Here is a 13,040-nt window from a genome sequence, read left to right as displayed (position 1 = left end):
GGCGATGAACCGACCGAGGAGCATCCGCATGGTGGACACCAGCCAGCTCTACTACGACCCCTACGACGTCGGGATCGATGCCGACCCGTATCCGGTGTACAAGCATCTCCGCGACGAAGCGCCGTTGTACTACAACGAGATACGTGATTTCTGGGCGTTGTCACGGATGGTTGATGTCGAGCATGCCCTGCGCGACGTCGAGAACCTCAGCTCGGCCAAGGGTGATATCCTGGAGGTGGTCAAAGCCGACCCGGTGATGCCGCTCGGTGTCTTCATCAACGAGGACCCACCGCTGCACACCGTGCATCGGCTGCTGGTGTCACGAGCCTTCACACCCAGGAAGATGAGGGCCATCGAGGAGCAGGTCCGTGACTTCTGCGCGAAGTGCCTGGATCCCTTGATCGGCGGGGACCGCTTTGACTTCGTGGACGATCTCGGCGCTGAGATGCCGATGCGGGTGATCGGGATGCTGGTCGGGATTCCCGACGAATTGCAGCGTGACGTACGCAAGGTGGCCGGGCGCAGGCTGCGGAACAATCCGGGTGAGCCGCTCTCGGTGAGCAAAGAAAACTACTTCAACGGCAACATGTTCCGCGAATATGTCGACTGGCGCCAAGCCCATCCCGCTGACGATCTGGTGACCGAGCTGTTGAACGTCGAGTTCACGGATGCCGAAGGCATCGAGCGCAAGCTGAGCTCCGAGGAGCTGCTGGTGTTTCTCGGAGTGATCGCCAACGCCGGCACCGAGACCGTGGGCCGGCTGTTCGGGTGGCTCGGCAAGCTGCTGGGTGAGCACGCTGATCAGCGTCGGGAACTAGCGGCGTACCCGTCGTTGATCCCGGCGGCGATCGAAGAGGTGTTGCGCTACGAACCGCCGGTGCACGGTATTACCCGCTACGTCGCCAAAGAGGTGACCTACCACGGAACTACGGTTCCGATGGGTTCAGCACTCCAACTCATCGCCGGATCGGCCAACCGTGACGAACGCAAATTCGACGATCCGGACCGTTTCGATATTCACCGCAACGCCAACAACCACGTGACCTTCGGTCGGGGAACGCATTTCTGCCTCGGTGCGTCATTGGCGCGGGTCGAGGGCAGGGTGGCACTCGAGGAAATCCTCAAACGGTGGCCGGATTGGACTATCGACGAGCAGAACACTGTCCGAGCGCCCGCTGTCACGGTGCGGGGCTGGGACAGCATGCCGGCCATCCTCGGCTGAAATCAACCTTCGCGGGCCAGGGTGCGTAGCAGTGCCCTGGTACGTCGCATCGAGGTAGACCGCTCAGCCCGGTCGGTGCCTACCGCGACCGGTTGCGCCCAGATGTCGGTGGCACCCGCGTCGAGCAGGGCCTGGAGTTGGTGACGGACTTCGGATTCGGTACCCACGATGGCGACATCGGCCGCACTCGTTCCGCCCCCGGCGCGAATGATCTGCTCGTAGTTGCGCATGCCCGCATAGGAGACCGCGGTGGCGGCGACCGCATGGCGGGCTTCGTCGGTGTCGTCGTGCACCGCCACCGGAAGCCCTGCCACTATTCGCGGGCCGGGACGGCCGAACTCCGCAGTCGCTGCGGTGAGAATCGGGGTGATCCGGGACTCCAGCGCCTGGCGCGAAGCCATCCACAGCACCACTCCGTCGGCGAACTGCGCCGCGATACGCAGCATCCGGGGCGACAGCGCGGAGAGCAGCAGGGGGACCGGTCGATCCGGGCGCGCGCCGCGGCCGACGGTATGTGCGCTCCAGTCGATACCGTCGACGTCAACATCCTCGCCGCGCAGCAGCGGGCTGATGATTCTGAGATAGTCGGCGGTGTTGCGGGCCGGATGGTCATAGGACAGACCGAGTACATCGCGCACGATCGGCTCATGTGACGGGCCGAGCCCCAAACACAGTCCCGGCCTGCCCATGGCGTTGGCGGCCGCGATCACCCGGTTGGCCTGCAACAGTGGATGGCAGGGATACGTCTGCAGCACAGCAGTTCCCAGCTCGATCGACTCGGTAGCGCGGCCAGCCATCGCCATCGCCACCAACGGATCGCCGGCGACCCCGCTGGCATACCACAGCGACGAGAATCCCTCGGCCTCGGCTTCCTGAGCCTGGCTGACCATCCGGTCAACCGACGCGGCGCCGCCGGACAGTCCGATACGCATCGCCTGACACTCCTGTCCCGGAAACGGTGTTATCGCATGACGTGGGGGTACTGCTGGTGCGGATGCACGTCGAACATCGTCCGGTAGGACGGTGGTTGGCGTCCATCCTCGTCAGTGATGCCGTATTTGCTCGCCAGTTCGGCACCGATGAGGGTCTGACCACTGGACTCCATGATGTCCGGATCGTTGAACAGGGCCCAGATGACGTGGCCGGTGAGCTCCGGCGTTTCAGCCGTATCTAGGATATGGCCGAACTTGTCTGGTTTGGCGGCGATGATCGCGCGGACCCGCTGGGTCAGAAGAGAACCCATCCAGATCGACACCGCCGCGATGTTGAACTCGCGCAAGTCGACCGCCATATCGGCGGCCATCTTGTCAACCCCCGCCTTCGGAACGCCATAGGCGGGACCGAAGGCGTAATGCACTGCCCCGGAGGATGAGGTGAAGACCACCAGTCCATGGCACTGTGGCAGCATCAGCGGCGCGCACAGCACTGTGGCCACATAGCTGCTGCGCACACCGACATCCAGGGTGTCGAGCACGCTGAGCGGCTCCTCCCAGAACTTGGTGCGGCCCATCATCTCGTCGCGGATGATCGCGGCGTTGTTTACCAGGATGTCCACCCGGCCGTGCTCCTCGGCGACCCGATCGAACATCGCTTTGACCTGGTCATCGTCGCCGTGGTCGACGCGCACGGCGATGCCCTGACCGCCGGCCGCGGTGACCATGTCGGCCGTCTGGTGAATGGTGCCGGTGAGCGACGAATCTCCTTGGTTCTCACTGCGTCCGGTGACGTAGACGGTGCAGCCGTGGCTTCCCAGCGCCTGTGCGATGCCCGCGCCTGCCCCTCGGCTGGCTCCGGTGACGACAGCGACGGGTCGGTTCTGCCCCATTGTTCGGGTCCTCTCTGAGGTTCGCCTCAGCCGTTGATGTCAGCTGCGGTCTTCAATTCGGTGATCGGCCGCGCCAGACCCTGTTCATCGCACACGCGCTGTAGTTTGGCCACGGTCTCTTCAACTCCCGGGCCGAGGCGGGGGCCCGGGGTGAAACTGGCAGGCAGATGGCGCATGCCCTGGATCACCCCGATGGTGTCGTAGTGGACGGTGCCGTCGGCCACACACTGATAATCGGGCATCCGGTCGAGGACTGCGGTCAGCATGGATTTGAACACCGTCCTGGCTACGTTAGATCCGATGCATCGATGCACTCCGAGGCCGAAGCTGAAGTGCCGGTTGTTCTTTCTGTCCATCACCAAGGAGTCCGGCTCGTCGAACAACGCCGGATCCCGGTTGGCCATCGCCCAGGACAACCAGAGCCGCTCACCCTCACGGAGCAGGGTGCCGTCCAAGTCGATGTCCTCGGAAACGGTGCGAGCATCACCGGGCGCAGGGGTGAAGTAGCGGAGGAACTCCTCGGTGGCCCGGTCGAGGAGAACGGCGCGTTCGGTGCTCAATTGCGTGCGTTGGTCGGGGTTGTGTGACAGCCACTCCAGGGCATGCGCAGTGAGTGCTGTCGTGGTGTCGAACCCGCCTCCGATCAGCAGATTCAGCATGCCGATCAACTCGATGTCGGGCGGTGCCTCGCCATCGATACGCAATTTGGCCAGGGCATCGATGATGCCGGGCCGCGGATTCTCCCGGACCTCAGCCAGATTGGTGAACAGGTCGATACCCATCGCCAGATAAAGCTCGCGCACCCGGGCCGCATCGGGAGAGTCCGGCGGGGTGTACACCGAGGCGTGTGCAGGCTCGTTGTAGATCGTCCATTTCTCCAGTCGCACACCGAGCATGGCCAGGGTGAGCACCGCCGGCACCACGTTGGCCAGGTCGTCGACGAAATCGATGTGTCCGGTTTCGATGCGGTCGTCGATACAGGCCCGCACGATCTCGTCGACAAACGGAATCCAGCGTTTGACGGCGGCGGGGGACAGGTACGGGTTGAGTGCGGTGCGGTAGAAGCGGTGCTCGGGGTCGTCCATCTCCAACATGCCACCGCGAAAGCCCTCGGCTTCCAACATCGTCGGGATGGAGATGCCCTTGTAGCCGCGGCGCTCGTTGTTCACGTCATGGTCATTGGACACGTGCGGACAGCGGGCCAGTTCGAACACCTGGGGGCCACCCGCGGCGACCCAATGCCCGTCGTAGGTGTCAGTCCAGGCGATGGGGCACCGCCGCTGCATTTCATGGGTGATGTCGAGGAAGTTCTCCCGGTAATCGGAGCCGTGTCGATCGAAGTGGTAGCGCGCGGCTGGGTCGGTGGGAGCGTTCATCGTTCGGTCTCCATGGTGAGGATGTGGATGGCCTGCTCCGGGCATGAGCGCACCGCCTCGTGCACCTGCTCGTGGTATTCGGCTGAAACTACATCGACGGCGACCTGTGCGTGCCCGTCGGTGTCATCGAGTTCGAAGATTTCCGGCGCGATCATCGCGCACAGGGTGTGACCCTGGCAGCGTGACGTATCGACTTCTACTTTCACAGTGGCTCCTGATCGAAACATGGGTGGTCCAAGGGGTTTAGGTCAGGTGACGGCGCCGCCGTTGACGCCGATGACCTGGCCGGTGACGTAACCGGCGTCGTCTGCGGCCAGGAACGAACACACCGCGGCCACATCCTCGGGGTTGCCGAGCGCCCCGGCTGGGATCATCTGGTTCAGGTACTTGTCCGGCGGCAGCTTCCCGGCTGCCTGTTGCTCACGCAGCATCGGCGTTTCGATGGCGAACGGCGGCACGGTGTTGGCGGTGATGCCCTTGGCGGCGTAGTCGAGCGCCACGGTCTTGGTCAGTGCGATGACCCCGCCTTTCGCTGCGGAGTAATGGGCCTGGCCTTGTGCGCCTTTCTGGCCGGCGGCCGAGGAGATCGTGATGATTCGGCCCCACTGCGAGGCGACCATGTCCGATAGGGCCGCACGAATGCTCAAGAAGGTTCCAGTCAGGTTGACCGCCAGATACCGGTTCCACTGGTCCAGGCTGATCTTGTCGAGACGGCTGAATCCGGAAATGGCCGCACTGGTCACGAGGATCTCCACCGGGCCCAGTTCGCCGCGCACCCGGGTGAACGTCTCCGCGACGGCATCCTCGTCCGAAACGTCGACGCCGAGAGCTATCGCTCGACCGCCCGCCGCTTGGATCTCGGTCGCGGTCTTTTCGGCCGCTTCGGTGTTGATATCAAGAACCCCAACGTGTTTACCGTCGGCCGCGAGTCGGATGGCGATGGACCTGCCCAGCCCCGATCCGCCACCGGTCACCACTGCTGTCCGGCTCATTGTTTCGTCCTCCTGTGCGCCCGGTCGCATCCGCTATACGAATGTATAGCGGATGGCCGTGCCCGGCACAAGCGTGGGTGGTGCTGTACGAGCGTATGGCACATGTCCTACACTCGTGCAGACTTCTCGGGAGGAGAACGACTGTGAGCGACCTCTATTACGACCCATGGGATGTGGACATCGACCTGGATCCCTATCCGACCTATCGCCGGTTGCGGGACGAGGCCCCGGTGTACTACAACCAGCGCCACGGCTTCTGGGGCATAAGCCGTTACAGCGACGTCGATGCGGCACTGAAGGACACCGCACGACTGAGTTCGGCCAAGGGCGACATTCTCGAAGTCGTCATGACGGATCCGGTGATGCCGCCGGGGATCTTCATCAACGAGGATCCGCCATTGCACACCATCCACCGGGCGATCGTGTCGCGGGCCTTCACGCCCAAGAAGATGCGCGCGATCGAAGACAAGATCCGGGCATTCTGCGTGGCGTGCCTGGATCCGCTCGTCGGCGCCGAGGTCTTCGACTTCGTCGAAGACCTCGGCGCCGAGCTTCCCATGCGGACGATCGGTATGCTCGCCGGTATCCCGGATGCCGAGCAACCCGCGGTGCGTGAGCACGCCAACCAGGTGCTTCGCAACGAACCGGGTCAGCCGATGCGGATCGAAAAGGACCGGTACTTCACCGGGGACATGTTCGGCGAGTACGTCGAATGGCGCGAGAAGAATCCTTCCGACGATCTGATCACAGAGCTGCTCAACGTGGAGTTCGAGGACGAGACCGGCACCACCCGTAAGTTGGCCAAACAAGAACTCATCGTCTTTCTTGCGGTGGTGGCCGGAGCGGGTGTGGAGACCACCGGTCGACTTTTCGGATGGATGGGCAAGGTGCTGGCCGAACATCCCGACCAGAGAAAGGAACTGGCTGAGAACCACGGCTTGATCCCGACGGCGATCGAGGAATTGCTGCGCTATGAGCCGCCGGGGCCGCACGTGGCGCGCTACGTCGCAACCGACGATGTGGAGTTTCAGGATCAGGTGGTGCCCGCGGGTAGCCCGTTGCTGCTGATGTTGGCTTCGGCCAACCGGGACGAGCGCCACTTCGACGAGCCGGACCGATTCGACATCCACCGCAAGCCAGGCGGTCACCTGACATTCGGCCGCGGTGCGCACTTCTGCGTCGGATCGCCGCTGGCCCGATTGGAGGGTCGCGTGGCGCTGGAAGAAGTGCTCAAGCGGTGGCCGACGTGGGAGGTCGACATGTCCGGGGCGCGCCGGTCGCGGACCTCCACAGTGCGCGGCTGGGACACTATGCCGGCTATCGTCGGCTGACCGAATCGGCGCCGGACCCACCCCCATGGGTGGACCGGCGCCGATTCCGTTGTCAAGACAGATCTTCCAGGATGAAGTCGGCAGCGCGCCAGGCCATCGCCATCATCGGTCCGTTGAGGTTGCCGGCCACCATGCTCGGCATCACCGAGCAGTCGACGACACGCAGCCCGTCCACACCGCGCACCCGCAGACGGCTGTCCACAACAGCATCCTCGTGCGGTCCCATCGCGCAGGTGCCGATCGCGTGGTATCCGCTGTAACCGCCGTCGAGGGCGGCATCGACGAGCTCGTCGTCACTTATCGCTGCAGACCCCGGGTATGTTTCGCCCTCGATCCGGTCGACGATGGGTTCTTGGCCGAAGATCTCCCGCATGGTGCGCAACAGATTGGCCGTCGTCTGCCGATCCTCCTCGGTCCCGAGGTAGTTGGGATCGATGAGCACTGGTGCGTCGGGATCAGATGCGGTGATCTCACAACGTCCCTCGGACGTGGGACGCAGCGCCATACCCAGGCAGGAGGCGCCGGCCGCACGTTCGATCACGACCGGTTGTCCGGTGTTGTACGGCGGGATCGTCCAAGGCCCGAGCATCAACTGGGCATCGACCCGCTCGGCCTCCGGCCGGGACTTGACGAAGGCGATGAGGTCGAACGATGGTGCGGCCAGCGGTCCCTTGCGGGTAGCGAGGTACTTGACGCCGGTTTTCGCCTGAGCCAGGTTTCCCGACAGCTGCCGGTTGTAGCCGAGGTCATCGTTGAGCCGGAACCGCATTGCGGCACAACGATGCTCACGTAAACCATGCCCCACGCGTTCGCGATCCAGGTAGACCTGGATACCGGCGGCGGTCAAGACTTCCTTGGGTCCGATGCCGGACAGCTGTAGCAGCTTCGGGCTGTTGAGACTGCCCAACGAGACGATCACCTCGCGGCCTGCCCGGATGTCGGTACTGCCACGGCGGTTTCGGGTCAGGACTCCGACCGCTCGGCCCGCATCGAACAGGATGCGGTCGACCGTGGTATTGGTCAGCACGGTGAGGTTGGGCCGGGACATCGCCGGCTTGAGAAAGGCTCGCGAGGCGCTGACCCGGCGTCCGTTCTTGATGGTCGAGGTGGCGTAGCCGATCCGCGGTTCGTCGGATTCGTTGATGTCCTGTACTTCCGTCAAGCCCGCTTTCACTCCCGCGGCGAGCATCTCCTGGCACAGCGGGTCGGGATCACGGGGAACCGAGATGTGCAATGGGCCATCGGTGCCGCGGGACGGTGACGGGCCGAATTCGTTGTCCTCGAAGGACTTGAAAATCGGCAGGATGTGGTCCCAGCCCCAGCCGGGGTTGCCCAACCGTTCCAGCTCGTCGTAGTCAGCCCGGTGGCCGCGGTTGTAGATCATCCCGTTGACCGAGCTTGATCCGCCGAGCAGCTTGCCGCGCATCCAGGTCTCGACATGCGCGCTGGGCCCGAACGGAATGGTCTTGTACTGCCAGGTGTATTTCTCGTTCTCGAACACCAAACCCGAACCCTTCGGGATGCTGAACATCGGGCTGCGGTCGCCGCCGCCGGCCTCGATCAGCAGAACCGACACGGCGGGATCCGCGGACAGCCTGTTGGCGAGTACGCAGCCGGCCGAACCGGCACCGGCGATGATGTAGTCGTAGCTGTTCATATCTTCGTCCTCGGTGTCACCGGTGCGTTCAAGCGGAGGTCGTCGCCGGTGACTTCGCTGAAAGCCATGGGCCAGGGCGGCTTTCCGTGCTGGGCAACCCAGCACGTTCCGGTCGTTCCCGGCGGTGCCGTCGCCGCGGTGAGTACGGCGTCGGCGACGGTCTCGGGTTCCATCACCGGCACCCCGATGCTTTCGACCAGTTTGCGCCGGTCTCCCAGCACCCCGGTTTCGGTGATCCCCGGACAGATGGTGTGCACTGCGATGCCCTCGGGCGCGAGGTTGGGGGCGATGGACCGCATGAACCCGACCACCCCGTGCTTACCGAGGCTGTAGACGGGATCGGGATGCCAGGGCATGAGCCCGGCCAGGGAGGCCGTCGCCAGGATGGCCCGCTCGGCGGAGCTTTCGAGTGCGCGCATGGTCTTGACGGCAGCAACCGCGCCGTAGACCACCCCGTCCAGGTTCACACCGACCGATCTGCGGTACTGGCCCAAATCGAGGAATCCGATGTCACCGGACCAGTGAATCGTGATGCCTGCGTTGAGGAGTGCCAGGTCCAACCCTCCGAGTTCCTCGGCGCAGCGCGCGAAGGCCGCCTTCACCTGAGCGGGGTCGGATACGTCGCAGGAGAAACCCAGTCCATCGATCGATTGGGCGACCTGCCGAGCCGCCCCGCCGTCGATGTCCACCACACAGACCCGCATCCCTTCGGCAGCGAACCGCTGTGCCGACGCCCGGCCGATGCCCGACGCGCCGCCGGTTACCAGCGCGACTCTGCCGTTGAGTCCCATGACGAGTTACCAGCGATTGACCGGTGCGCCGTCCATGGAAAGCGGCCGGTGATACGACGCGTCGGTCTTGTCCCAGGTGCCCTTGATGAACCCGGCCACAGCGCCGGAATTGAGCAGCGAGGAGTCGCCGTTCATCATCCATTCGATGGTGCACCGGCGTAGCGCGATCTTCCAGACTCCGTCGCGGCGTTCCAGGCGGTCGATGTAGCGGCCGCCCATCAGGGACACGACCTTGCCGCCCTTGGCGCGCATGGCACCGATGACGTAGCTCTCGGCATGGGCGACGTCACCGTCGACCTCGCAGGTGTGAGTGGTGATGTTGTGCAGGTGATCCTCGAACACGGCGGTGTGGGCGGCGTTGGCCCATTCACCGTATTCCGGACCGGTCTTGACGGTCGGACCGTGCTCGTCGATGCCGTCCTCGAAGTACACACTGCCCATCAGTTCGGCATCGTGGCGATCGTGACCGCGGGACTGATTCATCACGCAGTCCAAGATCGCGGTTCGATCCTCCAGGTATTGCACCCGGCGGCGGAGTTGCTCGAGGTTATCGGTATTCGTCATCGGTGATGCGGGCCTTTCGGGACATGGTCGATATGTTGTACGAATGTATAGCACACACCGAGTGTGCGGGACAGGCGGTTGAGGGACCGATTTCCCACGGCCGGTTCACGCTCAAACGGGCAGCGCCAAATTCGGAAAGCGTTGGTGTGCACGGTGGTTGCCGAACTTCGGGGTTGAGGGCAACCGAAGGGGATCACGGAGTGGGCGGATGCTCATCCAAAGCGGCGACGAACTCTGCTCTGAATGGCTCGTTTTCGGGACCGAATATCAACTGCGTGTCTGTCTGACCGCATCAGCGATCGCGGAGAGCGAGGCTTCTCCGTGAACTCTTCGTAGGCGAGCGGCAGTCAGCGCTATACCGTCGTACGGCCTATACGGGTGTGCAGCATCTGCGATGCGCCTGGGTGACTCGGTGTTTCAGCTGCCGCTCTTCGGCGTCCGGCGCTTGCCTGAAGCGGCACGCTTGGTCCGTGTCGGGCGCGGTTCGACCGTGTCCAGATAGTCTTCGAGAACTTTGGTGAGCTCGGCATGGGCGGTCTGTACGCCGATGCCTTTTTCGAGATTGAGGAATTTGGGCAGGCTCGAGATCAGCAACTGAAGTGCTGGTAGGGATAGGTTGCCGAAGGGGCGGGCATCCTTGCCGAACTTCGCCGTCAATGCGTCCAACTGGATCTTGCGTGCGTGTTCGGTTACCGAGGCGATCTCGGCCTGGATGGTTTTCCGGTGGTTGCCGAGAGCCATGAACTCGGTCATGAGCGCCCCGGTGGCCTCGTCCCAGTTGTACTCCCACAGCGCACGAAGCGGATCTTCGGTCCGTTTGGCCAGAATCTTGTTCAGGTACTCGATGTTTCGTTGCGAGTAGCGGGAGATGGCGGCGATGAAGATGTCGTCCAGAACTGGGAAGTAGTACTGAACCAGGCTGGGGGTCACCCCGGCTTTTGTGGCCAACGCACGGTAGGTGACGCTGGCATACCCCTCTTCGAGCATCATCGTTTCGACGCAATCCAACAGCGCGTCCCGTGTTTTCGATGTCTCGGCACCCACGCGTCGGCCAGATGCTGCCATGGTCTCCCTCGCTCGCTCGGTTCTCGACATTCTGGCACTCGACCAAACGAAAGCGTGGGGTCTGTGCGCGGATTTCGGCCAAATCCGCACGACAAACCCCACGCCTGAGCCGATGTCGTGACCTGAGCTACGTGTGTTGCGGGCTCTGCGCCTTCTTGTAGAGCGACTTCAGCAGCAGGTCCCGGAACGTGTGGTTGTCCAAGGCCTTCAGGCCGGCGCCGGCGACGCCGGGGATGCCGGCGAGCTTGTGGAAGAAGCGGCCGCGACGGTACTCCCGCCCCCAGGTCGCCTGCATCCGCTGCTCGTAGTTGGTGAAGTCGTCGGGCCCGCCGTTGTTGAGCGCTGCGATTGCGCATTCGCCTGCGGTCAAACCGGATTCGAGCGCCTTGGAGATACCCGCACCGGACACCGGCTTGCCCGCACCCAGCGAGTCACCGACGAACAGCACGCCGGGACGCCATGGCGGCCAGGCCGTGAAGCCCATCGGCAATCGCCAGGCCCGCACGCTCTTGTTCTTCTTGAGTTCCTCGATCGGGGGCAGCTCCCATTCGCGCGGAAGGGTCCGCAGGAAGTCGCCGAGGAACTGGGTGGCATTGATGGACTGCCAGTTCTTGTAGCTGTTGACGTAGCCCAGGCCGATGTTGAACCGGCCGCCACCCATGGGGAAGACCCAGCCGTAGCCCGGCAGTTGGTCGCCCTGGAACAGCAGCTTGAGGTAGATCTCGAAGCTGTCGGAGTCAGGGCGGTTGGCGTGCATCTCGGATCGGATCGCGATGGCCGAGTAGCCGTTGTACTCCGAGTCGATCTTCAGCGCGCGCTTGATGGGGGAGTAGGCGCCGTCGGCGGCGATCACCGCGTCGCCGAACACCTTCTCACCGCTCTTCAGTACCACGCCGACCACCCGACCGTTGGCATCGAACTCGGGGCCGGCGACTTCGGCGCCCTGGCGCACCTCGGCGCCGGCGGACTCGGCATGTTTGAGCAGCAGAGTGTCCAGTTCGGTGCGGCTGACGGTATGGCCGTGGTCGGGCATTCCGGGACGACGCGGAAAAGACAGCTCCCACTCGCTGGGGCTGTACACGATCACCTTGTTGATCCGGTGGAACTTGGAGACCTCGTCGGCCAGTCCCATCTTCTGCAGATAGCTCACCGCGCGGGCGGTGAGCCCGTCACCGCATGGCTTGTCGCGGGGGAACTCCGCCTTGTCCAGGACCAACACCTTGGCGCCGGTCTGAGCGGCCTGCCACGCCGCGGCTGACCCGGAAGGGCCGCCACCTGCTATGACCAGGTCGTATCGCTGCGTCATGAGCCTCGTCTCATCAGTTGACTATCGCTGCGATAGTACCCAAGCAAGGTGTCGGCGGCTCGACGGGCGAACGCCCGGGTCAAACGGCAAAACCGCGTGTTGACCGGCGGTCTGGGCAGGTCAGCGCTATCAGGGCGGGTACAGTGATCGCGTGCGGCGAACGTCGAGATCACATTCCAGCGCAGGCGCGGGTGTCAAGGTTGATGCCCGCAGCGAGCGCTGGCGTGAGCACCGTAAGAAGGTGCGCTCGGAAATCGTCGACGCCTCATTCCGTGCGATCGACAGGTTGGGGCCCGAGGTCAGCCTGCGGGAGATCGCCGAAGAGGCAGGCACGGCCAAACCCAAGATCTACCGGCACTTCGCCGACAAATCCGATCTCTTCCAGGCGATCGGTGAGCGGCTGCGCGACATGCTGTGGTCGGCGATCTACCCGGCCATCAACCTCGGCGCCGACCCGGCCCGGGAAGTCATTCGTCGCAGCGTCGAACAGTACGTGCTGCTGGTCGACGAACACCCCAACGTGTTGCGGTTCCTGATCCAGGGCCGGTTCGCCGAACAGAGCGAATCAACGATGCGCGCACTCAACGAAGGCCGCGGCATCACCCTGGCGATGGCCGACATGTTCTCCAACGAACTGCGCGAGATGGAGCTCGACGGCGCCGCGATCGAGTTGGCCGCATTCGCCACCTTCGGTGCATGCGCGTCGGCCACGGATTGGTGGCTGGGCACCGACGAGGACAGCCCGCGCCGCATGCCGGCCGAGGAATTCGTCAACCACCTGACCACGATCATGGTCGGCTCCATCAACGGCACCTGTGAACTGCTCGGCATCTGGATCGACCCAGACCTGCCGCTGCACGAGGGCGTCCAGCGGCGTCAGCACGCCAGCTAACCGACTCGTTGACAGTCGG

13 protein-coding genes are annotated in these 13,040 nt (G+C 63.9%); 3 read left to right on the top strand and 10 right to left on the bottom strand.

Going from position 1 to position 13,040, the window contains the following annotated elements; translation table 11 throughout:
• Positions 1-28: 28 nt before the first annotated feature.
• Positions 29-1,222, top strand: a complete 1,194-nt coding sequence (locus K6L26_RS21300; RefSeq protein ID WP_064900072.1) for a cytochrome P450 — start codon at positions 29-31, stop codon at positions 1,220-1,222.
• Between the two features lie 2 nt (positions 1,223-1,224).
• Here K6L26_RS21300 and K6L26_RS21295 read toward each other — a convergent pair whose 3' ends face one another.
• From K6L26_RS21295 to K6L26_RS21275, 5 genes are read right to left on the bottom strand one after another with little or no spacing between them, the layout of a single operon-like run.
• Complete coding sequence (locus tag K6L26_RS21295) at positions 1,225-2,154, bottom strand: TIGR03564 family F420-dependent LLM class oxidoreductase (RefSeq protein WP_221851485.1); 930 nt, start codon at positions 2,152-2,154, stop codon at positions 1,225-1,227.
• Between the two features lie 29 nt (positions 2,155-2,183).
• Positions 2,184-3,047 (bottom strand): SDR family NAD(P)-dependent oxidoreductase, encoded by an 864-nt coding sequence (locus K6L26_RS21290; protein WP_064900021.1) that lies wholly within the window; start codon positions 3,045-3,047, stop codon positions 2,184-2,186.
• 26 nt (positions 3,048-3,073) lie between these two features.
• Positions 3,074-4,423 (bottom strand): cytochrome P450, encoded by a 1,350-nt coding sequence (locus K6L26_RS21285; RefSeq protein ID WP_221851483.1) that lies wholly within the window; start codon positions 4,421-4,423, stop codon positions 3,074-3,076.
• Positions 4,420-4,629: a ferredoxin gene (locus tag K6L26_RS21280; protein WP_221851481.1), complete on the bottom strand. Its 210-nt coding sequence runs from the start codon at positions 4,627-4,629 to the stop codon at positions 4,420-4,422. The genes K6L26_RS21285 and K6L26_RS21280 overlap by 4 nt, the downstream gene beginning before the upstream one ends.
• Positions 4,630-4,671: 42 nt before the next feature.
• The gene (locus tag K6L26_RS21275; RefSeq protein ID WP_221851480.1) at positions 4,672-5,415 is read right to left on the bottom strand and encodes an SDR family NAD(P)-dependent oxidoreductase; all 744 of its coding nucleotides are present in this window, start codon (positions 5,413-5,415) and stop codon (positions 4,672-4,674) included.
• Positions 5,416-5,558: 143 nt separating this feature from the next.
• On the opposite strand from K6L26_RS21275, the gene K6L26_RS21270 reads away from it, so the two are divergent.
• On the top strand, positions 5,559-6,746 hold the full coding sequence (locus K6L26_RS21270; RefSeq protein ID WP_221851478.1) for a cytochrome P450: 1,188 nt from the start codon (positions 5,559-5,561) through the stop codon (positions 6,744-6,746).
• Between the two features lie 52 nt (positions 6,747-6,798).
• Here K6L26_RS21270 and K6L26_RS21265 read toward each other — a convergent pair whose 3' ends face one another.
• From K6L26_RS21265 to K6L26_RS21245, 5 genes are all read right to left on the bottom strand, one after another.
• Positions 6,799-8,403 carry a GMC family oxidoreductase gene (locus K6L26_RS21265; protein ID WP_221851476.1) on the bottom strand — a complete coding sequence of 535 codons (1,605 nt, stop codon included), beginning with the start codon at positions 8,401-8,403 and terminating at the stop codon, positions 6,799-6,801.
• The gene (locus tag K6L26_RS21260) at positions 8,400-9,194 is read right to left on the bottom strand and encodes an SDR family oxidoreductase (RefSeq protein WP_221851475.1); all 795 of its coding nucleotides are present in this window, start codon (positions 9,192-9,194) and stop codon (positions 8,400-8,402) included. The genes K6L26_RS21265 and K6L26_RS21260 overlap by 4 nt, the downstream gene beginning before the upstream one ends.
• A gap of 6 nt (positions 9,195-9,200) precedes the next feature.
• On the bottom strand, positions 9,201-9,758 hold the full coding sequence (locus K6L26_RS21255) for a nuclear transport factor 2 family protein (protein ID WP_221851474.1): 558 nt from the start codon (positions 9,756-9,758) through the stop codon (positions 9,201-9,203).
• Positions 9,759-10,175: 417 nt separating this feature from the next.
• Positions 10,176-10,823 carry a TetR/AcrR family transcriptional regulator gene (locus K6L26_RS21250; RefSeq protein ID WP_076216279.1) on the bottom strand — a complete coding sequence of 216 codons (648 nt, stop codon included), beginning with the start codon at positions 10,821-10,823 and terminating at the stop codon, positions 10,176-10,178.
• Between the two features lie 127 nt (positions 10,824-10,950).
• Entirely contained in the window at positions 10,951-12,129 is a 1,179-nt protein-coding gene (locus K6L26_RS21245; RefSeq protein WP_019348209.1) for an NAD(P)/FAD-dependent oxidoreductase, read from the bottom strand.
• A gap of 151 nt (positions 12,130-12,280) precedes the next feature.
• Between K6L26_RS21245 and K6L26_RS21240 the strand changes: the two genes are divergently transcribed.
• Positions 12,281-13,021, top strand: coding sequence for a TetR/AcrR family transcriptional regulator (locus tag K6L26_RS21240; protein ID WP_043370517.1), 741 nt, complete (start codon positions 12,281-12,283; stop codon positions 13,019-13,021).
• The last annotated feature ends 19 nt before the right edge of the window (positions 13,022-13,040 follow it).

Origin of the sequence: Mycobacterium farcinogenes (assembly GCF_019739075.1) — a bacterium.
GTDB lineage: Bacteria > Actinomycetota > Actinomycetes > Mycobacteriales > Mycobacteriaceae > Mycobacterium > Mycobacterium senegalense.
The sequence above is the reverse complement of the archived record's forward strand: the minus strand, read 5'-3'. Positions and strand labels throughout refer to the sequence as shown.

What these genes read in the sequence shown, in the direction of transcription:
- K6L26_RS21300 (WP_064900072.1), top strand. Translation starts at nt 29, where the DNA reads ATGGTGGACACCAGCCAGCTCTACTACGACCCCTACGACGTCGGGATC.
- K6L26_RS21295 (WP_221851485.1), bottom strand. Translation starts at nt 2,154, where the DNA reads ATGCGTATCGGACTGTCCGGCGGCGCCGCGTCGGTTGACCGGATGGTC.
- K6L26_RS21290 (WP_064900021.1), bottom strand. Translation starts at nt 3,047, where the DNA reads ATGGGGCAGAACCGACCCGTCGCTGTCGTCACCGGAGCCAGCCGAGGG.
- K6L26_RS21285 (WP_221851483.1), bottom strand. Translation starts at nt 4,423, where the DNA reads ATGAACGCTCCCACCGACCCAGCCGCGCGCTACCACTTCGATCGACAC.
- K6L26_RS21275 (WP_221851480.1), bottom strand. Translation starts at nt 5,415, where the DNA reads ATGAGCCGGACAGCAGTGGTGACCGGTGGCGGATCGGGGCTGGGCAGG.
- K6L26_RS21265 (WP_221851476.1), bottom strand. Translation starts at nt 8,403, where the DNA reads ATGAACAGCTACGACTACATCATCGCCGGTGCCGGTTCGGCCGGCTGC.
- K6L26_RS21260 (WP_221851475.1), bottom strand. Translation starts at nt 9,194, where the DNA reads ATGGGACTCAACGGCAGAGTCGCGCTGGTAACCGGCGGCGCGTCGGGC.
- K6L26_RS21255 (WP_221851474.1), bottom strand. Translation starts at nt 9,758, where the DNA reads ATGACGAATACCGATAACCTCGAGCAACTCCGCCGCCGGGTGCAATAC.
- K6L26_RS21250 (WP_076216279.1), bottom strand. Translation starts at nt 10,823, where the DNA reads ATGGCAGCATCTGGCCGACGCGTGGGTGCCGAGACATCGAAAACACGG.
- K6L26_RS21245 (WP_019348209.1), bottom strand. Translation starts at nt 12,129, where the DNA reads ATGACGCAGCGATACGACCTGGTCATAGCAGGTGGCGGCCCTTCCGGG.